Here is a 22,244-nt window from a genome sequence, read left to right as displayed (position 1 = left end):
GGCAGTGTGCGAAGGTAGTACAAAGCGGTATTTCTCGTACCAGGGTCATGAGTTACATTCCGCCTCTGCGGACTTAGGCGCTCAGGCGCCTTTGTCCGCAGAGGATCGGGTCAAAGAAATATGAACTTGGCAATGAAGATCGCGCACAGTACCCACAAGCTGGCGGAAATCTCCTTGTACTTACCCGTACCGGCCTTCAATGCCACGTAGCTGATGAAACCCAGCGCAATGCCATCGGCCACCGAGAACGTCAGTGGCATCATGATCACGGTGACGATCGCCGGAATGCTGTCGGTCGCCTCGTCCCAATTGATGTGCGCCATGCTGCCCATCATCAGCATCGCGACATAGATCAAGGCACCTGCGGTAGCATAGGCCGGGATCATGCCGGCCAGCGGTGCGAAGAACATGGCGGCGATGAACAGCACGCCCACTACCACCGCCGTCAGGCCGGTGCGACCCCCGGCGGCCACCCCCGCTGCGCTTTCCACATAGCTGGTGACCGGCGGCACGCCGACCACCGCGCCAAACACGCTCGACGCACTGTCGGCCTTGAGGGCCCTGGACAGGTTCTCGATACGGCCGTCGGGGGCCACCAGGTTCGCCCGCTGTGCCACGCCCATCAGCGTGCCGGCGGTGTCGAACATGTGCACGAACAGAAACGCCAGGACCACGCTGATCATGCTCACGTTGAACACGCCCGCCACGTCCATGGCCATCCAGGTCGGTGCCAGGCTGGGCGGCATCGACACCACGCCACCGAACTTCACCAGCCCCAGGCCCCAGCCCGCCAGCGTCACGCCGATGATGCTGATCAGGATCGCCCCGAATACCCGCTTGTAGCTGAGGATGGCGATCAGCAGGAAGCACACCGCCGCCAACAGCGGGCCTGGTTCATGCAGCGAACCGAGCTTGATCAGGGTGGCGGGGCTGTCGACGATGATGCCTGCTGTCTTCAGGCCGATCAGGCCGAGGAACAGGCCCACACCGGCGCCCATGGCATGGCGCAGGCTGACGGGGATGCTGTTGAGCAGCCACTCGCGCACCTTGGACAGCGTCAGGAACATGAACAGCACGCCGGAGATGAAGACCGCGCCCAGCGCCGTTTCCCAGTTGTAGCCCATGGTGCCGACCACGGTGTAGGTGAAGAACGCATTGAGGCCCATGCCAGGCGCCAGGCCCACCGGCCAGTTGGCATACAGCCCCATGAGCAGACAGCCGAGGGCGGCGGCGATGCAGGTCGCCACGAAGGCGGCGCCATGATCGATGCCGGCATCGGCCATGATGTTGGGGTTGACGAAAATGATGTAGGCCATGGTGATGAAGGTGGTCACCCCGGCGATCAGCTCGGTCTTGACGGTACTGCCGTGTTGCCTGAGTTTGAAAATGCGCTCCAGCCAACCCGTGGCGGGCGGTGAGGCGATGTCCAGCGTAGGGACTTCGGTTTTGCGGCTTTCCACAGCGAGTACTCCTCAAGTCTTTCTTGTTGTTATGGAGCCCGTGGTCCTGAGCAATGCACTTGGCGGCTCCGCGAGGGCGGCAACTGTCCAGCGGCTTGCAATGTCGCTGGATATTGTTGACCGTAAGGTCAGGAAGTTGCCTGAGCGATTATGCTTTTGTGTACAAAGAAAGCAAATACTGTTTTATGTTTTGTATGCCGGGTGTGGTGAACAATCGCTATATGCGTTAAAGCGCGCCTGCAGAAACGGCTCAGCCTGTGTACAATGACGCCATACTTTCCTTCGTGCCTCGAGAGCCCATGAACGAACAGCTGCAACCCCTGAAAAAACCCGCGCGTACCGGCAAGGCCGGCCGCAGTGGTACCCAGGACGACATTGTCTATGCGCACATCTTCGAGGCCATCCTGGAGCAACGTCTGGCGCCGGGCACCAAGCTCAGCGAAGAGGCGCTGGGCGAGATTTTCGGCGTCAGCCGCACCATCATTCGTCGGGCCCTGTCACGGCTGGCTCATGAGAGCGTGGTGCTGCTGCGGCCCAACCGAGGTGCCGTGGTCGCCAGCCCAACCGTGGAGGAGGCGCGCCAGGTGTTCTTCTCGCGGCGCATGGTCGAGCGCGCCATCACCGAGCTTGCCGTGGAGCACGCCACGGCCGAGCAGTTGGCCGAGCTTAGGCAGATGGTCCGCGAAGAGCGCGACAGCTTTTCTCGAGGGGATCGCGGTGCCGGTATCCGGTTGTCCGGCGAGTTTCACCTTAAGCTCGCCGAAGCGGCCGGTAATGCGCCGTTGGTCAGCTTCCAGCGCAGCCTGGTATCGCAGACGTCGCTGATCATCGCCCAGTACGAAAGCGGCAACCGTTCCCATTGCTCGTACGACGAACACCTGCAACTGATCGATGCTATCGAAGCGCGTGACGCCGCCCAGGCCGTCAGCCTGATGATGCATCACATGGACCACATCGACAGCAAGCTGAACCTGGATGAGGAGAGTGCCTCGGACGATCTGCACGCGGTGTTCTCCCATCTGTTGAAAAAGCCCAAGGTCGCGGTCAAGAACTGACCGCTCGCCTGGGCTCGCATCAAGCGCGAACCTTATCCTTCGCGCTGATGCACGCAACGGCCGGCCGCATAGGTTTCACGAACCGTGCGGTCGTCGCCCAGGGTGGTCAACACGAACAACGTCTCCTCGATGCTTCTGGACTGCTGCAGGCGATAGTCCAGCAAAGGCGTTGCCTTGTAGTCCAGCACCACGAAGTCCGCGTCATTGCCCGGGCGCAGGCTGCCAATCCGGTCATCCAGGCGCAGCGCACGCGCACCGCCCAGGGTCGCCAGGTAGAGCGACTTGTAGGGGTGCAGGCGTGCACCTTGCAGTTGCATCACCTTGTACGCCTCATTGAGCGTGTTGAGCAGCGAGAAGCTGGTGCCGGCGCCTACGTCGGTGCCCAGGCCGACATTGACCTTGAAACGCTCCGCCTGGGGCAGGTTGAACAGCCCGCTGCCCAGGAACAGGTTGGAGGTGGGACAGAACGCGATCGCCGAGCCCGTTTCTGCCAAGCGCTGGCATTCTTCGTCGCACAGGTGCACGCCATGGGCGAATACCGAGCGCTCGCCCAGCAGTTCGAAGTGGTCGTACACATCCAGGTAGCCTTTCTGTTCGGGGAACAGCGACTTGACCCAGTCGATTTCCTGAAGGTTCTCCGACAGGTGCGTGTGCAGGTAGACGCCTGGGTGTTCCTTGAGCAGTTGGCCGGCCCGTGCCAACTGCTCAGGCGTGCTAGTCGGTGCGAAACGCGGGGTGACGGCATAATGCAGACGACCCTTGCCATGCCAGCGCTCGATCAGCGCCTTGCTCTGAGCGTAACCGGACTCGGCGGTGTCGGTCAGGTAATCGGGGGCATTGCGGTCCATCATCACCTTGCCGGCGATCAGGCGCAGGTCCAGGCGCTCGGCTTCCTCGAACAAGGCATTGACCGATTCGGGGTGCACACTGCCGAACACCAGTGCGGTAGTGGTGCCGTTACGCAGCAGCTCCTTGAGAAAGATGTGCGCCACCTGGTCAGCGTGGTCCTTATCGGCGAATTGCTTCTCGCAAGGGAAGGTGTAGGTGTTCAACCAGTCCAGCAACTGCTCACCGTAGGAGCCGATCATGCCGGTCTGCGGGAAGTGGATGTGGGTGTCGATGAAACCTGGGGTGATCAATGCGTCCTGGTAGTGCTCTACCGGTATGTCGGCGTCCAGGGTCGGCAACAGGTCACTGGCATGGCCCACGGCCTGGATGCGTCCGCCGTCGATCACCAGCAGGCCGTCTTCGAAATACTCATGGGAAGCGTCCAGGCCGACCTCGGCCGGGTCGGCGATGCTGTGCAGGATGGCGGCTCGGTAGGCTTTGCGGGTAACGGTCATATCTCACTCGTCAAATGGCTTGGCTGCGCCGTGAAGGCGGCAGCAACTGGGCAATGGGGCCGGCGTTGGCGGCAGCATCGTGCTGGCCGAAGCGGGCGTTGTAGGTGGCGATGATTTCGCCGGCGATGGACACGGCGATTTCGATGGGCAGCTTGCCCTTGACCTCGGTCAGGCCCATCGGGCACCGCATGCGGGCCACCACGGCGGCATCGAACCCGCGCTCGCGCAGGCGATGCTCGAACTTGACCCGCTTGGTCTTCGAGCCGATCAGGCCGAACCAGGTGAAATCGTTGCGCTTGAGGATGGCAGCGGTCAGCTCCAGGTCGAGCTGATGGTTATGGGTCATGACGATGCAGTAGCAGCCCGGCGGCAGGTCTGCCACTTCGTCGACCGGCTCCTCGCTCACCACGCGCGTCACGCCAGCAGGGATCTGGGCAGGAAATTCCTGCTCGCGCGAATCGATCCAGCGCACCCGGCAGGGCAGCGCGGCGAGCAAGGGTACCAGAGCCCGGCCTACATGGCCCGCGCCGAATACCGCGATCTGCGCTTGCACGGCGGCCATGGGTTCGAACAACAGCACCGTCACGCCCCCGCAGCACTGGCCGAGGCTGGCGCCCAGGCTGAAGCGTTCCAAATGGGGGGTGCCGCGTTGCTCAAGGAGCATCTGCCGGGCGATATGCAGCGCCTTGTATTCCAGATGGCCGCCGCCGATGGTGTCGTATGAACCGCACGCGCTGACCACCATCTTCGAACCGGCATTGCGCGGGGTGGAGCCGCGCTCCTCGATGATGGTCACCAGTACGCAGGCCTCACCGCGGGCTTGATGTTCGGCCAGGGCGTTGATCCATTGGTGCATATGCAAGATCCTCCTGTGGATGCCAGTTCAGGCCTTCCTGCCGACTTGCCGGCAATGGGGCCCGAACAGGCAACGCACCTTCAATTGTTCACTGCGTCCAGTTCCTGCACCGCAGGTTGCACGGCAGCCGCCTTGCGCATTTGCTCGCAGCCCCACAACACCCGTTCTGGCGTGGCAGGGGCGTCTATGTTCGGCTGCACGCGGTAGTCGGCCAGGCTGGCCACCGCATCCTTGATCGCGCACCAGGCGGCAATTCCGAGCATGAACGGCGGCTCGCCCACCGCCTTGGAATGGAACACCGTGTCCTCTGGGTTCTTGCGGTTCTCCACCAGCTTGACCCGCATGTCCAGCGGCATGTCGGCCACCGCTGGGATCTTGTAGCTGGCCGGCCCATTGGTCACGAGTTTGCCCTTGGCGTTCCACACCAGCTCCTCGGTGGTGAGCCAGCCCATGCCCTGGATGAATCCGCCCTCGACTTGCCCGATGTCGATGGCCGGGTTCAGCGAGTCGCCCACATCGTGCAGGATGTCGGCACGCAACATCTTGTACTCGCCGGTCAGGGTGTCGACGATCACTTCCACGCAGGCCGCGCCGAAGGCGTAGTAGTAGAAGGGGCGGCCCCGTGCCTGGCTGCGGTCATAGAAGATCTTTGGTGTGCGGTAGAACCCGGTGCTCGACAGCGACACCTGACCGAAATAAGCCTGCTGCACCAACTGCTCGAAACTGACGATCTGGTCGCGCACACGCACGTGGCCATTACGGAACTCGACGTCTTCCTCGGTGACCTGGTAATGCCTGGCGGCAAACTCGGTCAAACGCTTCTTGAGAATCTCGGCGGCATGCTGGGCGGCCTTGCCGTTCAAGTCGGCCCCACTCGAAGCAGCGGTGGGGGAGGTGTTGGGCACCTTGTCGGTGTTGGTGGCGGTGATCTGGATCCGGTCGATATCCACCTGGAAGACCTGGGCCACCACCTGCGCCACCTTGGTGTTCAGGCCCTGGCCCATCTCAGTGCCACCGTGGTTCAGGTGAATACTGCCATCGGTGTAGATGTGGATCAGCGCCCCTGCCTGGTTGAGGAAGGTGGCGGTGAAGGAGATGCCGAACTTGACCGGGGTCAGCGCCAGGCCTTTTTTCAGGATCGGGCTGCCGGCATTGAAGCGACCGATGGCCGCTCGCCGTTCGGCGTAATCACTGCTGGCTTCAAGCTCGGCGGTCATTTCCTCGAGCATGTTGTGCTCGACGGTCTGGTAATAATGGGTAACGTTGCGCTCGTCCTTGCCGTAATAGTTGGCCTTGCGCACAGCCAGCGGGTCGCGGCCAAGGTATCGGGCGATATGGTCCATCACCTGCTCGATGGCGACCATGCCCTGCGGCCCGCCAAAGCCTCGGTAGGCCGTGTTCGACGCGGTGTTGGTCTTGCAGCGATGCCCGTGGACGGTGGCATCGCCCAGGTAGTAGGCGTTGTCGGAATGGAACATGGCGCGGTCGACGATCGAGCCGGACAGGTCTGGGGAATAGCCACAGTTGCCGGCCAGGTCCAGGTTGATGCCGTGCAGGCGACCCTGGTCGTCGAAGCCCACGTCGTACTCGACGTAGAAGGGGTGTCGCTTGCCGGTCATGGTCATGTCCTCGACCCGAGGCAAGCGCATCTTCGTCGGTTGCCCGGTCAGGCGGGCGATGACGGCGCACAGGCAGGCCGGGCTCGCGGCCTGGGTTTCCTTGCCGCCAAAGCCGCCGCCCATGCGGCGCATGTCCAGCACCACTTTGTTCATGGGCACATCAAGCACTTCGGCCACCAGTTTCTGCACCTCGGTGGGGTTCTGAGTGGAGCAGTAGACGATCATGCCGCCGTCCTCGGTGGGCATCACCGAGGAAATCTGTGTCTCCAGGTAGAAGTGTTCCTGGCCACCGATGTGCAGGGTGCCTTGCAGGCGATGCGGCGCGCTGGCCAGGGCCGCGGCGCTGTCACCGCGCTGGTGGGTATGGCTGTCGAGCACGAAGTGCCGCTTGCGCAGCGCCTCGACCACATCGAGCACCGGTTCGAGGTCCTCGTATTCGATGATGGCTGCCATGGCGGCGCGGCGTGCGGTGTCCAGGTCACGTGCGGCCACGGCCAGGACCGGCTGGCCAAAGAACTCGACCTTGTCGATGGCCAGCAAGGGGTCGCCTGCCACCACCGGTCCAATGTCCTTGAGCCCGGGTATGTCCTCATGGGTAATCGCGATGCGTACCCCTTCGAAGGCATAGCAGGGCGTGGTGTCGATGCGCAGGATGCGCGCGTGGGCACGGTCTGCGGTGCGTGCGTAGACGTGCAACTGGTTGGGGAATTCCAGTCGGTCATCGATGTACAGCGCTTCGCCGGACACGTGCTTGTCGGCGCTGTCGTGCTTGACGCTGCGCCCGACCCCGGTGGTCAGGTCCTGGCGGAACAGGTCGGCCATTTCGGCCTGGCTTTTTGCCACATGATGATTAGACATAAGCGGTCACCCGGGTTTCGATGTGCGGCGTTTGCTGTTCGATGAAGTACTTGCGCAGCAGGTTCTGCGCGGTCAGCAGGCGGTACTGCTGGCTGGCGCGGAAGTCGCTGAGCGGGGTGAAGTCTTCGGCCAATGCCTGGCAGGCGCGCTCCACGCTGGCCTTGTTCCAGGGCTGGCCCAGTAACGCCGCCTCGCAGGCACGGGCGCGCTTGGGGATGGCGGCCATGCCGCCAAAGGCGATGCGTGCCCCGTTGACCACACCGTGCTCGATGCTCAGATTGAAGGCTGCGCACACCGCCGAAATATCATCGTCCAGGCGCTTGGAAACCTTGTAGGCGCGGAACGTCCAGTCGTGCCGGGCGAGGGGTACCAGGATCTTCTCGATGAACTCGCTGTCTTGCCGGGCGGTGATGCGGTAGTCGATGAAATAGGCTTCCAGCGGCATCGTGCGCTGGCGCTCGCCCTGGCGCAGGACCACCTGGGCATCCAGTGCGATCAACAAGGGCGGTGAGTCGCCGATGGGCGAAGCGTTGCCGATGTTGCCGCCCAGGGTGCCCTGGTTGCGGATTTGCAACGAAGCGAAGCGATGCAGCAGCGCGCCGAAGTCCGGGTACTGCGCATTCAACGCCTGGTAGCAGTCGGTCAGTGGGGTGGCAGCACCGATTTCTAGGTGGGTGGCGGTCTGCTCGATCCGCTTGAGCTCGGCCACATGCCCCACGTAGATCATCACCGGCAGGGTCTTGTGCATTTGCGTGAGTTCCAGCGCCAGGTCGGTACCACCAGCCAGCAGCCTGGCTTCGGGGTGCGAGCTGTACAGCTCGGCCAGGTCGGCGACGGTCAGCGGGACCAGGCAACGTTTGTCGCCACTGTTCAGCTCGCCGGTCTGCGACGGTGCAATGGCCTTGAGGCGGGCGATGGTCTGCGCTTGCTGGGCATCGAACTGATCGTGGCAGGGCTGCCGGCAGCTCTGCCGGGCCGCGTCCAGGATGGGCCGGTAGCCCGTGCAGCGGCACAGGTTGCCCGCCAGTGCTTCCTGGGCTTGATGCACGTCGGCACCCTGACTGTTCTTTTGCAGGGCGAACAACGACATGACGAAACCTGGCGTGCAGAAACCGCATTGCGATCCATGGCAGTCCGCCATGGCTTGTTGCACGCTGTGCAGCTGGCCTTGGTGCTTGAGGTCTTCGACGCTGATCAGTTGCTTGCCGTGCAAACTGGACACGAACGTCAGGCAGGAATTGAGGCTGCGATAGCGCAAGGCATCGTTGCCGGCGTCGTCCTGAGTCAGTTCACCGATCACCACGGTGCAGGCGCCACAGTCACCGCTGGCGCAGCCCTCTTTGGTGCCGGGTTTGCCCAACTGCTCGCGCAGGTACTGCAGCACGGTCATGTTCGGGTCCAGGGCGTGCTCGCTGCGCAGCTCCTGGTTGACGAGAAACTGGATCACGGGGATGGCCTCGCAATGGTTTTATTGTTGTTGGGCCGACTCTAAGCAACACCTGTCACGCGGGTCAATGTTTTTCTGACTCAAAGGTCAGGAAATTGCTCGGCGGCCGGCCCACCCTGGTTGATGGTGCTTACACCAAGCATAGATCGCGCCGACCCGGCAGCTGTCCGGGCGGTCAAATAAACCGCGATACACCGCTGCGCTTCCCAGGGGCAAGTAGGCTACAATCCGCCCCCTTGTGCCCCGTTCAGTGATTTGAAGGAAAACCATGACGTTCAAGGCCCCGGACAGCCTCGCCGAGCAGATCGCCGATTACCTGGCCGAGCGCATCATCCGCGGCGAACTGGCGCCTGCAGAGCGTATCCAGGAACAGAAGGTGACCCAGGCGCTCAACGTCAGTCGGGGTTCGGTGCGTGAAGCGCTGCTGATCCTCGAGCGCCGCCACCTGGTGGCGATATTGCCGCGCCGTGGCGCCCACGTCACCGAGCTGGACGAGCGCAGTGTGCGCAGCCTGTGCACGCTCATGAGCGAGTTCTACATCCTGCTGGGCAACGCGGTTGCACAACGCTGGCGCAACGAAGACGAACTGCGCCCGTTTCTGGACATTCAACAGCGTCTTCAGGTGGCTCACGCCGCGCGTGACATCGAGGCGTTCGTGGCCGAGAGCTTCGAGGTAATGCGTGCCGCCTATCCCTTCGCCGACAATCCGTTCCTCCAGGAAACCGTCGAGAACCTGCAACCCGCCATGAGCCGCGCCTACTACCTGTCCCTGGACCAGCGTCAAGCGAACATGGTCGATTACCTGGGCCTGTTCAGTCACTTGCTCGAGGCGGTGGTGCTGCGCGACTTGCCGCGCATTCGTGAAGTACTCACCGCCTATGGCCAGCGCAGTTGCGAACTGGTACTGGCGGCGCTGGCCCGGCCCTGATCGATGCGCCTCAAATGCATCCGCCTGGCGGGGTTCAAGTCATTCGTCGACCCCACCACCGTCAACTTCCCGAGCAACATGGCGGCGGTCGTGGGCCCCAATGGCTGTGGCAAGTCCAACATCATCGACGCCGTGCGTTGGGTGATGGGCGAAAGTTCGGCAAAGAACCTGCGCGGCGAGTCGATGACCGACGTCATCTTCAACGGCTCCAGCGGCCGCAAGCCAGTCAGCCAGGCCAGCATCGAACTGGTGTTCGACAACAGCGAAACCACGCTCGTGGGCGAGTATGCCGCCTACGCCGAGATCTCGATTCGGCGCAAGGTGACCCGCGATAGCCAGAACAGCTACTACCTCAACGGCACCAAGTGCAGGCGCCGGGACATCACCGATATTTTCCTGGGCACCGGCCTTGGGCCACGCAGCTACTCGATCATCGAACAGGGCATGATCTCCAAGCTGATCGAAGCCAAGCCCGAGGAACTGCGTAATTTCATCGAGGAAGCGGCCGGTATCTCCAAATACAAGGAGCGTCGCCGCGAAACCGAAAACCGCATCCGCCGCACCCAGGAGAACCTGGCGCGCCTGACCGACCTTCGCGAGGAGCTGGAACGCCAGCTCGAACGCCTGCACCGCCAGGCCCAGGCGGCCGAGAAGTACCGTGAATACAAGGCGCAGGAACGCCAGCTCAAGGCACGCCTGGCGGCGCTGCGCTGGCGCGAGCTGGATGAACGGGTTCGTCAGCGCCAGTCGGTGATCGGTAACCAGGATGTGTCCTTCGAGGCACTGGTGGCCGAGCAGCGCAATGCCGATGCCAGTATCGAGCGGCTGCGTGACGGTCATCATGAGCTGTCCGAGCGCTTCAACCAGGTGCAGGCCCGGTTCTACTCGGTGGCCGGCGACATCGCCCGGGTCGAGCAGAGCATTCAGCACGGCCAACAACGCCTGCGCCAGTTGCAGGACGATTTCAAGGAAGCCGAGCGCACGCGCCAGGAAACCGAATCGCACCTGGGGCATGACCGTACGCTGCTGGCAACCCTGGGCGAAGAACTGGCCATGCTTGAGCCCGAGCAGGCGCTGACCCTGGAGGCTGCCGAAGAAAGCGCTGCCGTGCTGGAAGAGGCCGAGTCAGGCATGCACGGGTGGCAGGAGCAATGGGACACCTTCAACAGTCGCTCGGCTGAACCGCGTCGCCAGGCCGAGGTGCAGCAGGCGCGCTTGCAGCAGTTGGAAAGCGGCCTGGAGCGACTGGCCGAGCGTCAGCGCAAACTCACCGACGAGCAGGCGCAGTTGGGCGAAGACCCGCAAGACGCAGCCATGCTGGAGCAGGTTGAACAGTTGGCCAGCAGCGAGTTGTCGCTCGAAGCACTGCAACAGGAGGAAGAGCAGGTTATCGAGCGCCTGGAAACGGTGCGCCAGGCGCTGCAGGAGGCTGGGCTGGCTCAGCAGCAGGCCCAGGGCGATATGCAACGCCTGGGCGGGCGCCTGGCATCGCTGGAAGCCCTGCAACAGGCAGCCCTGGACCCAGGCGCTGGTGTGGGCGAGTGGTTGCAGGGGCAGGGGTTGGCAGACTGCCCCCGCCTGGCACAAGCGCTGCGCGTGGAGCCCGGGTGGGAGCTTGCGGTGGAAACCGTGCTGGGCGCCGATTTGCAAGCGGTGCTGGTGGACGACTTTGCACCGTTGGACCTGGCAGGCTTGCAGCAGGGCGATGTAAGCCTGCTGCTCGCGGCTTGCGCCAGCCAGGCAGCGACTTCCGGCAGCCTGCTAGACAGGGTGCAGGGTCCTGTTGACCTGGCGCCATGGCTGGGCCAGGTCAGGCCCGTGGAAGACCTGGCCGAGGCCCTGGCCTTGCGTGCCGGGTTGGGCGAAGGGCAGAGCCTGGTCAGCCGCGATGGCTACTGGGTCTCTCGAAACAGCCTGCGTGTGCGCCGCGGGGGTAGCGGTGAGAGCGGCGTGCTGGCGCGCGGTCAGGAAATCGAACGACTCGAGCACAGTCAGCGCGAGCAGCACATCGCCTTGCAGCAGCTTGAACAGCAGTTGCAGACTTTGCGTGAACAGCAGCAGCACCTGGAAGCGCAGCGCGAGCAGGTACGCCGTCGCGCCCAGGAAGAAAACCGCTTGCAGGCCGAGCTCAAGGCCAGCTTGTCAGCCAACCGTGCCCGCGCCGAACAGGTCGCGCTGCGCCGCCGCCGTCTGGAAGAGGAGCTGGCGGAGCTCGACGAGCAGCGCGCCCTTGAGCATGAGCAGCTGGGCGAAGCCCGCTTGCTGTTGCAGGATGCCCTCGAACTGATGGCCCAGGACACCGACCAGCGCGAAGTGCTGCTGGCCCAGCGCGACCGGCTGCGTGAGGGCCTGGACCGTATTCGCCAGGAAGCCAGGCAGCACAAGGATCATGCCCACCAACTGGCGGTGCGCCTGGGGTCGTTGCGCGCCCAGCATGACTCCACGCGTCAGGCTCTGGAACGCCTGGAACTGCAGGCGGCCCGTCTGAGCGAGCGACAGGAGCAGTTGAGCCTGAACCTGGAGGAGGGGGAGGCGCCGTTGGAGGAACTGCGGCTCAAGCTCGAAGAGCTGCTGGAACGGCGCATGGGCGTCGACGAAGAAATGCGCCAGGCACGCTTGCAGATGGACGAGGCCGACCGCGAACTGCGCGATGCCGAAAAGCGCCGCACCCAGGCCGAGCAGCAGGCCCAGTTGCTGCGCGGTCAACTTGAACAACTGCGTCTGGAATGTCAGGGCCTGGAAGTGCGGCGTACCACGTTGCAGGAGCAGTTGCTTGCCGACGGTTACGACTTGCAGGGTGTTCTCGCCACGGTCGAGCCCGACGTTACCGAGGCCGGCACCGAGCAGGCTTTGGAGCAACTGGAGGCCCGTATCCAGCGGCTGGGCGCGATCAACCTGGCCGCCATCGAGGAATACGAACAGCAGTCCGAGCGCAAGCGCTACCTCGATGCCCAGGATGCTGACCTGGTCGAAGCGTTGGACACACTCGAAAATGTCATTCGCAAGATCGACAAGGAAACCCGCCACCGCTTCAAAGATACCTTTGATCAGATAAATGCCGGATTGCAGGCACTTTTCCCAAAAGTTTTCGGCGGTGGCAGCGCTTATCTGGAACTGACGGGCGAAGATCTACTCGATACAGGGGTGACGATCATGGCGCGACCACCGGGCAAGAAGAACAGCACCATTCATCTGCTGTCCGGTGGCGAAAAAGCACTGACCGCCTTGGCGCTGGTGTTTGCCATCTTCAAGTTGAACCCCGCACCGTTCTGCATGCTCGATGAAGTCGACGCACCGCTGGACGATGCCAACGTCGGGCGGTATGCCCGGCTGGTGAAGGAAATGAGTGAGAGCGTGCAGTTCATCTACATCACGCACAACAAGATCGCCATGGAAATGGCCGACCAGTTGATGGGTGTCACGATGCACGAGCCAGGCTGTTCGCGCCTGGTGGCCGTGGACGTGGAGGCGGCAATGGCGATGGTCGATGCGTGAAACCTGTAGTCAAACGGCACAATCTTCATTGAAATGCCCCTGTCATGTGAGACAGACGGTGTAAAGTTGTCTTTGGTCGTGCTAGCTTTATGTCACTCGTTTTCTGCGTGGGTAAAACGCCTGTCAGAACATAGGCTTGGCGCCACGTGTTAAAGGCCTTTGAAGCCTTTGTTTTCAGCATATTTATTAGAGGCACGGGATTACATGGAAATCGGTCTGCGCGAGTGGCTGATCCTTATCGGCATCATTGTCATTGCCGGCATTCTTTTCGACGGCTGGCGCCGTATGCGCGGCGGCAAGGGCAAGTTGAAATTCCGTCTGGACCGCAGTTATGCCAATGCGGCGGACGATGAAGGCGGTGGCGCCGAAGTACTTGGCCCACCCCGCGTGCTCGACACCCACAGGGAGCCTGAGCTGGACGAAAGTGATCTGCCGTCGCTCAGTGCCTCGGATCGCGACCGTGAGCGTGAGCCCAAGCCCGCCAAGGTCAGCAAGTGGCCAAAACGCCCGACGGCTGCAGAAGCGCCACGCGTTGACGCAGGCTTCAGCGCGCCTTCCCGCGAAGCGGATATCGTGATCGACGAGGAAGACGACTTCGCCGCGGACAATGGCCGTAGCCCATCCCCAGCAACGGCCAACAACAGTGTCAAGGAGCTGCCACCGGCCGAGGAAGTGCTGGTGATCAGCGTCATTTCCCGGGACGAGGGCGGGTTCAAAGGCCCGGCGTTGCTGCAGAACATTCTGGAGAGCGGCCTGCGGTTCGGCGAGATGGACATCTTCCACCGTCACGAGAGCATGGCCGGTCACGGCGAAGTGCTGTTTTCCATGGCCAATGCCGTCAAGCCGGGCATCTTCGACCTGGATGACATCGACCATTTCAGCACGCGTGCGGTGAGCTTCTTCCTCGGCCTGCCAGGCCCACGCCATCCGAAGCAGGCCTTCGACGTGATGGTGGCGGCCGCTCGCAAGCTGGCCCATGAGCTCAACGGTGAACTCAAGGATGATCAGCGCAGCGTGTTGACGGCGCAGACCATCGAGCACTACCGCCAGCGCATCGTGGAATTCGAGCGCCGCGCCCTGACCCAGAAGCGCTGATAAATCCAGACGAAGAGCAGCCTCGGGGCGTGCTGGTCGGCCCAGGCCTCTTGCTCATCGAATCGGCTTTCGGCAAGCGAGCCCGCTTCACAGGTTCACCACAGTCTTTCGAGTCTGTGTCGAACCTGTGAAGCGGGCTCGCTGCCTAAGGCAGAAGGCGATGACCAGGCTTGGCCCTCCAGACGCTGCCAGGCTGCTCTTTCGTTTTGCAAGAGAAGCTGAAAAATGACCGCTGAAACCCGCATCCACGAACTGCGTGCCGAACTCGACCAGCACAACTACCGCTACTATGTGCTGGACGAACCCAGCGTGCCCGACGCCGAGTACGACCGGCTGTTCAACGAACTCAAGGCGCTGGAGGCCGAGCACCCCCACTTGGTCACGCCCGATTCGCCCACCCAGCGGGTAGGTGGTGCGGCCCTTGCTGCATTCAGCCAGGTTCGTCATGAGGTTCCCATGCTCAGCCTGGGCAATGCCTTCGAAGAAGCCGACCTGCGCGAGTTCGGTCGCCGCGTGACGGAGGGGCTGGACCAGCCAGACGCGGTGGATTTCAGCTGCGAGCCCAAGCTCGATGGCCTGGCGGTCAGCCTGCTCTACCGTGACGGTCATCTGGTGCAGGGTGCCACGCGAGGCGACGGCACCACCGGCGAGGACATCAGCGCCAACGTGCGCACCGTGCGCAACATTCCCTTGAAGCTGCACGGCCAAGGCTGGCCTGCGGTGCTGGAAGTGCGGGGCGAGGTGTTCATGAGCAAGGCCGGCTTCGACCGGCTCAATGCGTCCCAGGCCGACATTGGCGGCAAGACGTTCGCCAACCCGCGCAATGCTGCGGCAGGCAGCCTGCGTCAGCTGGACTCCAAGATCACTGCCAGTCGCCCGCTGGAATTCTGCTGCTACGGTGTCGGTCAGGTGTCCGCGCCTGTGGCCGACAGCCATATCGCCACGCTGGAGCAACTCAAGGCATGGGGATTGCCGATCAGTCGTGAGCTCAAGCACGCGGCCGGCATCGAGCAATGCCTGGACTATTACCGCGACATCGGTGAACGGCGTAACAGCCTGCCTTACGAGATCGACGGCGTGGTGTTCAAGGTCAACAGCCTGGCCGCACAACGTGAGCTGGGTTTCCGTGCCCGGGAGCCGCGCTGGGCCATCGCCCATAAGTTCCCGGCGATGGAGGAGCTCACCGAGGTGCTGGACGTGGAGTTCCAGGTGGGGCGCACGGGCGCGGTTACCCCGGTCGCCCGTCTGAAGCCGGTAAAGGTCGCCGGTGTCACGGTGTCCAATGCCACGTTGCACAACATGGACGAAATCGCACGCCTGGGCCTGCGCATCGGCGATACGGTCATCATCCGCCGCGCAGGTGATGTGATTCCGCAGGTGATGCAGGTGGTGCTGGAGCGTCGCCCGGAAGGGGCGCGTGAAGTGCAGGTGCCCAGCCAATGCCCTGTGTGCGGCTCCCACGTGGAGCGCACCCAGCTGGTCAAGCGCAGCAAGGGCAGGGAAGTGACCAGCGAAGGGGCCGTGTACCGCTGCGTCGGCCGCCTGGCCTGTGGGGCGCAGCTCAAGCAGGCGATCATTCACTATGTGTCGCGCCGGGCGATGGATATCGACGGGCTGGGTGAGAAAAGCGTGGAGCAGTTGGTGGACGAGGGCCTGATTGCCTCACCAGCCGACCTTTACACGCTCGCGTTCGACCAAATCGTAGGCCTCGAGGGTTTTGCCGAAGTGTCGAGCCGCAAGCTGCTCGAAGCCATCGCCGCCAGCAAGCAGCCGACCCTTGCCCGCTTCATCTATGCCCTGGGCATTCCCGATGTCGGTGAAGAAACCGCCAAGGTGCTGGCCCGCTCACTGGGCAGCCTGTCACGCGTGCAACAGGCATTGCCGCAGGTGCTCACCTACCTGCCGGACATCGGCCTGGAAGTGGCCCATGAGATTCACAACTTCTTTGAAGACGAACACAACCAGAAGGTCATCCGCCAGTTGCTGGACAGCGGCATGCAGTTGCAGGACGAAGGCGAGCTGGCAGCCGAATTCGCCGCCAGTACCACCCTGGCCGACCTGCTCGCCAAGCTCGACATCCCCTCGGTAGGGCCGACCGGCGCGCAGAAGCTGGTGGCGCGCCTGGACAGCCTGGACAAGATCATCGCCGCGGATGGCATCGACCTGCGCCAGGCGCTCAATACGCGCCAGGCAGAGGCTGTACGCGCGTTCTTCAGGGATGAAGCCAACCAGCAACTGGCCCACGCCATCGAAGCGCAGTTGCTGGCCTTCGGCATGCACTGGCGTAGCGAGAAGAAGGTGGCCGAGGGGCTGCCTCTGGCGGGCCAGACCTGGGTGCTCACCGGCTCCCTGGAACGCATGAGCCGCGACATCGCCAAGGAAAAGCTCGAAGGCCTGGGTGCGAAAGTGGCGGGGTCGGTTTCTGGCAAGACCCACTGCGTGGTGGCAGGGCCGGGTGCCGGGTCGAAGCTGGCCAAGGCCAGCGAGCTGGGCGTGAAGGTGCTCGATGAAGAGGCGTTTGTGGCGTTTCTTGCCCAGCAGGGCATCGAGGTCTGATCACCCTGGGGCTGTGCTGACCCGCTGCGTGAGTGCCGGCACTTGTCCATCTTGGCGGCCGGGGTCGCTGGCGGGTTAGGGTGTTTGACCGTGTGGCGCGCGCTAGCCAGACAAGTCATTGAGAAATGATGACTTTTTCTGCCGCAGAGGTTGTATCTGGGCTCAGGACCGGTACAATGGCGCCACTCGCTGTTCAGCGAGACATGTAGTGGTGGCCCTGTCGGTCCTCCCGCATTGATTACCCGTTAACCTGGTCAGGCCCGGAAGGGAGCAGCCATAGCGGGAACATCGAGTGCCGGGGTGTGGCTGGCGGGGCCGCCTCCATTTCAGGCCCTGAATTCTACAAGGCCAAGCGCTCAGTCACCTAAACTGTGCCGTTTTTTCGTAAGTGCCCGCACTGCGAACACTGGTTATAACGCTGCGCACACTACCGCATACGCAGCATCAGGCGCTGGGGTTACTGTGATTTTGCCAACGTGCACTTCTGCAGATGGGCCTGGCCCACGCTTTCAGGCACAACCTCCAACTTCGCACCGCCTACGAAAACGCCAACTTTGATCGATTGGCGGATGTAGTAATTCTTCCCGCCCACCGCCATCAAATCGATGACATTGTCACTGAATTCGGACTCAGTGCCGATCTTGTGCGGGCCAGGGGTAACCAGGCGGTAGAAGTAGACCCGGTTTGCAGTTTGTCCCACGATCTTGCCATCGACAGTGACGATTTTCTTCAGGGCTTTACCGACGAAGTTGTCACGGTAGATATAGAGGCCGGCCTGGTCGGCGGGCGGTGCTGCAAAAGTCTTTAGCGCGGCGTCTGCTTCGGGGCTCTCCATGGGTACGGAGGCGCAGCCCGTTAAGATAGCCAGACTGATGACAGTAGCGAACAGCTTGATGCGAGACAGCATCGAGATTTCCTTGTCGATAATGAATGTTGAATGATCAGCGCTTCGCTCCATCATTAATATCATTATGCCATGCTGCCTCGCGGTGCATCGAGACGTGAATACAAACGCCTTGAGCGTTGCACTCATGGGCATGCAGGTGAATCCGATTCTGGATGTCGTTAGCCCTATTCAGTGCCTAGGTTTACCTGCCGAAGGGGTCGCCATTTTCAAACGGCGCACTACATTCGGATGTGCTGATCGTGCTGAGGCCACTGCCATCAACCGGCGAAACCGCGGGCAGGCCAGGTGATCGGCCGCAGGGCACTCAGCCGCATGGCGTAAGCCCTTGCTCATGGCCTGCAATGTCTTGATCTGGCTGTCGAGCTCATCGGCCTTGGCCAGCAGCTGCGCCCGGTCGACCTTCAGGTCCACCAGCAGGGTGCTGATCTCGTCCAGCGAAAAACCGGCGGCCTGGCCCAGCGCTATCAATGCGAGCCTTTCAGCCACGTCGGCCGAGAACTGCCGGCGTTGGCCTGGCTCGCCACGCGCCGTGAGCAGGCCTTTCTTCTGGTAGTAACGCAGCGTGGAAGACGGCACGCCCGTGCGTCTCGCCACATCGGCAATGTCCATGTACAAGCCCTTGACTTGAAGTTGACTTCAACTTGCATGCTGCCCGGCGTATTCAACAACGTCAAATGAGAGGAAGCGTCATGGTCATCAGCAAACAGTGGATTGCAGCAATGGGCATCGGCGTTGGCGCCACACTGGTCATGGACGGCTGGTCTGCGGTCTCCAGGCGCCTGGGCGCCACCACGCTCGATTACGCCTTGGTAGGTCGCTGGGCCGGGCATGCACTGCAAGGGCACTGGCGCCATCAGGCGATCCGGCAGGCCCCGCCCATCAAGCACGAGCGGGTGTGGGGCTGGGCGCTGCACTACGCCATTGGCGTGGCGTTCGCGATGCTGCTGGTCACTACGGCGGGCGTCGCGTGGCTGAGCGCGCCGACCCTGTGGCCGGCATTGGCCGTGGGCGCAGGTACGGTACTGGCGCCCATGTGCCTGATGCAGCCTGCCATGGGCATGGGTTTTTTTGCTTCACGCACGCCCAGCCCCTGGCGTGCGCGCTTCAAGAGCTTGGTGAACCACATGGTATTCGGTATCGGGTTGTACGTGACGGCCTTGGCGCTATAGGGGTCAGGTGCCCGTCCCGGTGGGTGGGGGCTCTTCGGTGCTGCCGTAGCGTTGCAGCAAGCGCTCCATCTCCCCACTCTGCTTGATGCGCACCAATGCGCGCAGCAGCGCTTGGGCGGGGATGTCAGGGTCGTTGCGGACCAGGCAGCCCAGGTCCTGCTCGTCCAGCACCGCCAGTGGCTGCAATTGCGCATGGCGCTGGTGGTTGAACCACCGTAGTGACAGTTGGTTGCTGACGGCATACCGGTACCGTCCCGCTTGCAACTTCTGCAAGGCCAGCTCCTGGCTGCGGCTGTCTTCCCGGTAAAGCCGGTGTGCCGCCAGCAAGGGTTCAAGCGTGGTGTAGGTGTAGCCCAGAACGGTGCCGATGGGCTGGGGTGACAGCCGTTGTGGCGAAATCGGGCCGCCTTCGCCCAGGCGGCCTACCAGCACATCGCGCTGGTGAATCAGCGGCACGCTCCAGATGAAGTCCTTCGGCCGCGCCATCAACCACTGGTCGCTGACGTAGCAACGTACATCGATATCACCCTGGTTCATCGCCTCCTCGAGGCGCATTCGAGCCATCACATGATATTCGGGTCGGGCACCGGCTTGTTTGGCAGCTGCTTCCATGACATCGAACAGCAGGCCTTCGACCGGCTGGCCGTTCTCGATGCGAATCAGCGGCATGCTCCAGCTCTCGGCCACCGAAAAGCGCAGTACCGGCTGTTCAGCCAGGCTGTGAGCCGACCAGAAAAGAAACAAAGCCAGCAGGGTCCGCACCGCAGGTTCTCCATGATCCGCTGTCCATCGTCGCGCACGGCCAGTCAGGCAGTGCAATTTTGCCCCCGCTCCGCTAGCATTAGCGATCTTCCGCTCGATCAGGCTACGATGGTTTTTCGATGAGTTATCAGGTTCTTGCACGTAAATGGCGTCCGCGCTCGTTTCGCGAAATGGTCGGCCAGGCCCATGTGCTCAAGGCCTTGATCAACGCGCTGGACAACCAGCGCCTGCACCATGCCTACCTGTTCACCGGCACGCGCGGTGTAGGCAAGACTACCATCGCGCGCATCATCGCCAAATGCCTGAACTGCGAAACCGGTATCACCTCCACGCCCTGCGGGACCTGCTCGGTCTGCCGCGAAATCGATGAAGGGCGTTTCGTCGACCTGATCGAGATCGACGCCGCCAGCCGCACCAAGGTCGAGGATACCCGCGAGCTGCTGGACAATGTCCAGTACGCGCCGAGCCGTGGGCGCTTCAAGGTCTACCTGATCGACGAAGTGCACATGCTCTCGACCCACTCCTTCAACGCGTTGCTCAAGACGCTGGAAGAGCCACCGCCCTACGTCAAGTTCATCCTGGCCACCACCGACCCGCAGAAACTGCCGGCGACCATCCTTTCGCGCTGCCTTCAGTTCTCGTTGAAGAACATGAGCCCGGAGCGGGTGGTCGAGCACCTGAGCCACGTGCTCGAGGCCGAAAACGTGCCGTTCGAGGCCGATGCGCTGTGGTTGCTCGGCCGCGCGGCCGACGGCTCGATGCGCGATGCCATGAGCTTGACCGACCAGGCCATCGCCTTCGGTGAAGGCAAGGTGCTGGCCGCCGATGTGCGCGCCATGCTCGGCAGCCTGGACCATGGCCAGGTGTACGGGGTGCTGCAGGCATTGCTCGAAGGGGATGCACGCGCCCTGCTCGAAGCCGTGCGCAACCTGGCCGAGCAGGGCCCGGACTGGGCCGGGGTGCTGGCCGAAATGCTCAACGTGCTGCACCGTGTGGCCATTGCCCAGGCCTTGCCCGAGGCCGTGGACAACGGCCAGGGTGACCGGGAGCGCGTGCTCGCCCTGGCCGCTGCATTGCCGGCCGAGGACGTGCAGTTCTATTACCAGATGGGCCTGATAGGGCGGCGCGACTTGCCTTTGGCGCCCGACCCGCGTGGTGGTTTCGAGATGGTACTGCTGCGCATGCTGGCGTTCCGCCCGGCCGATGCCGATGGAGCCCCGAGGCCGGTGCTAAAGCCAGTGGGGATCAGCCAGGCCACAGCTGATTCCGTCGAACCGGTGGCGCCCCCGGCAGCGGTTGCCCAACCGGTAAGCGAGCCGGCTGCGTCGGCGCCGTCAACGCCTGCGCCTGTGATCGAGGTGCCTGCGCCGGCAACGGCAGACCATGAACCCGAAGCTGAGCGTGACCGCGAACTCGAGGCGGAGATTAAGGCCATCTCGGTGCCTGAGCCAGTCGCGCCGGTAATCGATCTGCCGTGGGAAGCGCCTGCCGCACCGGCCATGCAGGAGCCCCAGCCGGCTCCAGCCCCCGTTGCTGCAAACCCTGCTCCTGCCCAACAGGCCGCTGCAACCCACGATGATGTACCTCCGTTCGATCCGGGTGCGTATGCATCGGTGGGCATGGACCGCGACGACGAGCCGCCGCTCGACGAAGACTACTACGCTGGCGAAAGCGATCCGGTGGGCTTCAGCTACCTCGACGAGCTGGCCGAACACGTCCAGGAGCAGCCCCAGGCGGCCGCCGAGCCGCTGCCTGCTGCCAAGCCGGCGACCGGGCTGGCCTTGCAATGGCTGGAATTGTTCCCGCAGTTGCCTGTCTCTGGTATGACGGGCAACATCGCGGCCAACTGCACGTTGATCGCCGCCGACGGTGATGACTGGCTCCTGCACCTGGACCCGGGCCAAGGCGCGTTGTTCAACGCCACCCAGCAAAGACGCCTGAACGAGGCGCTCAACCAGCACCTGGGGCGTACTTTGAACCTGCGCATCGAGCTGATCCGGCCCGAACAGGAAACGCCAGCTCAGGCGGCAGCCCGCAAGCGCCTGGAGCGCCAGCATGAAGCCGAGGCGTCGATCGAGCACGACCCGCTGATCCAGCAGATGATCAAGCTGTTTGGCGCCAAGGTGCGGCACGATACTATTGAGCCTGTAGAGGCCCTGGCCAGTCAGGGCCAATAACGAATAACCATGCGGCCAGCCCCGTGCCCGGCCGCATCACATGACCCAATCGAGGTATTCCCCATGATGAAAGGTGGCATGGCCGGCCTGATGAAGCAGGCCCAGCAGATGCAGGAAAAGATGCAGAAAATGCAGGAAGAGCTGGCCAACGCAGAAGTCACCGGCCAGTCCGGCGGTGGTCTGGTCAGCGTGGTGATGACCGGTCGCCACGACGTCAAGCGCGTGAGCATCGACCAGAGCCTGATGTCGACCGAAGAAGACGACAAGGAAGTGCTCGAAGACCTGATCGCTGCAGCCCTGAACGATGCCGTGCGCAAGATCGAACAGAGCAGCCAGGAAAAGATGGGCGGCATGACGGCTGGCATGCAATTGCCGCCAGGCTTCAAGATGCCGTTCTGAGCCCCTGCGCGCCCACGAACCGTCGCTGGTAACAGCGGCGGTTTTTTTATGGCCGCCGTGCCGATTTGACGCCACACCCCATGGTGGGTATAAACCGCCTCTTAATGACTTGTCAGGC

Annotated in this window: 16 protein-coding genes and 1 other RNA gene; 9 read left to right on the top strand and 8 right to left on the bottom strand. The window is 62.8% G+C overall.

Annotation, left to right across the window (positions count from 1 at the left end; all coding sequences use genetic code 11):
* Window positions 1–110 precede the first annotated feature (110 nt).
* Window positions 111–1,460 carry an NCS2 family permease gene (locus MOP87_RS13605; protein WP_049695645.1) on the bottom strand — a complete coding sequence of 450 codons (1,350 nt, stop codon included), beginning with the start codon at window positions 1,458–1,460 and terminating at the stop codon, window positions 111–113.
* Window positions 1,461–1,759: 299 nt separating this feature from the next.
* On the opposite strand from MOP87_RS13605, the gene MOP87_RS13600 reads away from it, so the two are divergent.
* On the top strand, window positions 1,760–2,515 hold the full coding sequence (locus MOP87_RS13600; RefSeq protein WP_027916003.1) for a GntR family transcriptional regulator: 756 nt from the start codon (window positions 1,760–1,762) through the stop codon (window positions 2,513–2,515).
* 32 nt (window positions 2,516–2,547) lie between these two features.
* Here MOP87_RS13600 and guaD read toward each other — a convergent pair whose 3' ends face one another.
* The 4 genes from guaD to xdhA form a co-directional block, all read right to left on the bottom strand.
* A complete protein-coding gene (guaD, locus tag MOP87_RS13595) occupies window positions 2,548–3,858 on the bottom strand; it encodes a guanine deaminase (protein ID WP_027916004.1) in 1,311 nt (436 codons plus the stop codon).
* 10 nt (window positions 3,859–3,868) lie between these two features.
* Window positions 3,869–4,714 carry a xanthine dehydrogenase accessory protein XdhC gene (xdhC, locus tag MOP87_RS13590; RefSeq protein ID WP_027916005.1) on the bottom strand — a complete coding sequence of 282 codons (846 nt, stop codon included), beginning with the start codon at window positions 4,712–4,714 and terminating at the stop codon, window positions 3,869–3,871.
* Between the two features lie 80 nt (window positions 4,715–4,794).
* On the bottom strand, window positions 4,795–7,191 hold the full coding sequence (xdhB, locus tag MOP87_RS13585; RefSeq protein WP_028687966.1) for a xanthine dehydrogenase molybdopterin binding subunit: 2,397 nt from the start codon (window positions 7,189–7,191) through the stop codon (window positions 4,795–4,797).
* Window positions 7,184–8,638 carry a xanthine dehydrogenase small subunit gene (xdhA, locus tag MOP87_RS13580; protein WP_242809642.1) on the bottom strand — a complete coding sequence of 485 codons (1,455 nt, stop codon included), beginning with the start codon at window positions 8,636–8,638 and terminating at the stop codon, window positions 7,184–7,186. Before xdhA ends, xdhB begins: the two co-directional genes overlap by 8 nt.
* A gap of 268 nt (window positions 8,639–8,906) precedes the next feature.
* On the opposite strand from xdhA, the gene MOP87_RS13575 reads away from it, so the two are divergent.
* From MOP87_RS13575 to ffs, 5 genes are all read left to right on the top strand, one after another.
* The gene (locus MOP87_RS13575) at window positions 8,907–9,566 is read left to right on the top strand and encodes a GntR family transcriptional regulator (protein WP_023535885.1); all 660 of its coding nucleotides are present in this window, start codon (window positions 8,907–8,909) and stop codon (window positions 9,564–9,566) included.
* 3 nt (window positions 9,567–9,569) lie between these two features.
* The gene (gene smc / locus MOP87_RS13570; RefSeq protein WP_027916008.1) at window positions 9,570–13,061 is read left to right on the top strand and encodes a chromosome segregation protein SMC; all 3,492 of its coding nucleotides are present in this window, start codon (window positions 9,570–9,572) and stop codon (window positions 13,059–13,061) included.
* 204 nt (window positions 13,062–13,265) lie between these two features.
* Window positions 13,266–14,156 carry a cell division protein ZipA gene (gene zipA, locus MOP87_RS13565; RefSeq protein WP_027916009.1) on the top strand — a complete coding sequence of 297 codons (891 nt, stop codon included), beginning with the start codon at window positions 13,266–13,268 and terminating at the stop codon, window positions 14,154–14,156.
* 225 nt (window positions 14,157–14,381) lie between these two features.
* Window positions 14,382–16,712, top strand: a complete 2,331-nt coding sequence (ligA, locus tag MOP87_RS13560; RefSeq protein ID WP_028687965.1) for an NAD-dependent DNA ligase LigA — start codon at window positions 14,382–14,384, stop codon at window positions 16,710–16,712.
* Window positions 16,713–16,930: 218 nt separating this feature from the next.
* Window positions 16,931–17,027: signal recognition particle sRNA small type (ffs, locus tag MOP87_RS13555), an RNA gene on the top strand.
* A gap of 142 nt (window positions 17,028–17,169) precedes the next feature.
* On the opposite strand, the gene MOP87_RS13550 is transcribed toward ffs, so the two are convergent.
* Together MOP87_RS13550 and MOP87_RS13545 are read right to left on the bottom strand one after the other, a co-directional pair.
* Window positions 17,170–17,619: a DUF2846 domain-containing protein gene (locus MOP87_RS13550; RefSeq protein ID WP_028687964.1), complete on the bottom strand. Its 450-nt coding sequence runs from the start codon at window positions 17,617–17,619 to the stop codon at window positions 17,170–17,172.
* A gap of 168 nt (window positions 17,620–17,787) precedes the next feature.
* Window positions 17,788–18,228 (bottom strand): helix-turn-helix domain-containing protein, encoded by a 441-nt coding sequence (locus tag MOP87_RS13545; protein ID WP_242809640.1) that lies wholly within the window; start codon window positions 18,226–18,228, stop codon window positions 17,788–17,790.
* 80 nt (window positions 18,229–18,308) lie between these two features.
* Between MOP87_RS13545 and MOP87_RS13540 the strand changes: the two genes are divergently transcribed.
* Window positions 18,309–18,788, top strand: a complete 480-nt coding sequence (locus MOP87_RS13540; protein WP_059183773.1) for a DUF2938 domain-containing protein — start codon at window positions 18,309–18,311, stop codon at window positions 18,786–18,788.
* A 3-nt stretch (window positions 18,789–18,791) separates the two neighbouring features.
* Here the strand turns inward: MOP87_RS13540 and MOP87_RS13535 are convergent, their stop codons facing one another.
* Complete coding sequence (locus tag MOP87_RS13535; RefSeq protein WP_028687962.1) at window positions 18,792–19,550, bottom strand: ABC transporter substrate-binding protein; 759 nt, start codon at window positions 19,548–19,550, stop codon at window positions 18,792–18,794.
* 119 nt (window positions 19,551–19,669) lie between these two features.
* Here MOP87_RS13535 and dnaX point away from each other — a divergent pair, with 119 nt between their 5' ends.
* Together dnaX and MOP87_RS13525 are read left to right on the top strand one after the other, a co-directional pair.
* The gene (gene dnaX, locus MOP87_RS13530) at window positions 19,670–21,727 is read left to right on the top strand and encodes a DNA polymerase III subunit gamma/tau (protein WP_059183774.1); all 2,058 of its coding nucleotides are present in this window, start codon (window positions 19,670–19,672) and stop codon (window positions 21,725–21,727) included.
* A 63-nt stretch (window positions 21,728–21,790) separates the two neighbouring features.
* On the top strand, window positions 21,791–22,126 hold the full coding sequence (locus MOP87_RS13525) for a YbaB/EbfC family nucleoid-associated protein (RefSeq protein ID WP_023535908.1): 336 nt from the start codon (window positions 21,791–21,793) through the stop codon (window positions 22,124–22,126).
* Window positions 22,127–22,244 lie beyond the last annotated feature (118 nt).

Origin of the sequence: Pseudomonas sp. I3-I5, assembly GCF_022699445.1 — a bacterium.
Classification (GTDB): Bacteria; Pseudomonadota; Gammaproteobacteria; order Pseudomonadales; family Pseudomonadaceae; genus Aquipseudomonas; species Aquipseudomonas fulva.
The sequence above is the reverse complement of the archived record's forward strand: the minus strand, read 5'-3'. Positions and strand labels throughout refer to the sequence as shown.

Coding starts and splice junctions, on each gene's coding strand:
- MOP87_RS13600 (WP_027916003.1), top strand. CDS start 1,760: ATGAACGAACAGCTGCAACCCCTGAAAAAACCCGCGCGTACCGGCAAG.
- guaD (WP_027916004.1), bottom strand. CDS start 3,858: ATGACCGTTACCCGCAAAGCCTACCGAGCCGCCATCCTGCACAGCATC.
- xdhC (WP_027916005.1), bottom strand. CDS start 4,714: ATGCACCAATGGATCAACGCCCTGGCCGAACATCAAGCCCGCGGTGAG.
- xdhB (WP_028687966.1), bottom strand. CDS start 7,191: ATGTCTAATCATCATGTGGCAAAAAGCCAGGCCGAAATGGCCGACCTG.
- MOP87_RS13575 (WP_023535885.1), top strand. CDS start 8,907: ATGACGTTCAAGGCCCCGGACAGCCTCGCCGAGCAGATCGCCGATTAC.
- smc (WP_027916008.1), top strand. CDS start 9,570: ATGCGCCTCAAATGCATCCGCCTGGCGGGGTTCAAGTCATTCGTCGAC.
- zipA (WP_027916009.1), top strand. CDS start 13,266: ATGGAAATCGGTCTGCGCGAGTGGCTGATCCTTATCGGCATCATTGTC.
- ligA (WP_028687965.1), top strand. CDS start 14,382: ATGACCGCTGAAACCCGCATCCACGAACTGCGTGCCGAACTCGACCAG.
- MOP87_RS13550 (WP_028687964.1), bottom strand. CDS start 17,619: ATGCTGTCTCGCATCAAGCTGTTCGCTACTGTCATCAGTCTGGCTATC.
- MOP87_RS13545 (WP_242809640.1), bottom strand. CDS start 18,228: ATGGACATTGCCGATGTGGCGAGACGCACGGGCGTGCCGTCTTCCACG.
- MOP87_RS13540 (WP_059183773.1), top strand. CDS start 18,309: ATGGTCATCAGCAAACAGTGGATTGCAGCAATGGGCATCGGCGTTGGC.
- dnaX (WP_059183774.1), top strand. CDS start 19,670: ATGAGTTATCAGGTTCTTGCACGTAAATGGCGTCCGCGCTCGTTTCGC.
- MOP87_RS13525 (WP_023535908.1), top strand. CDS start 21,791: ATGATGAAAGGTGGCATGGCCGGCCTGATGAAGCAGGCCCAGCAGATG.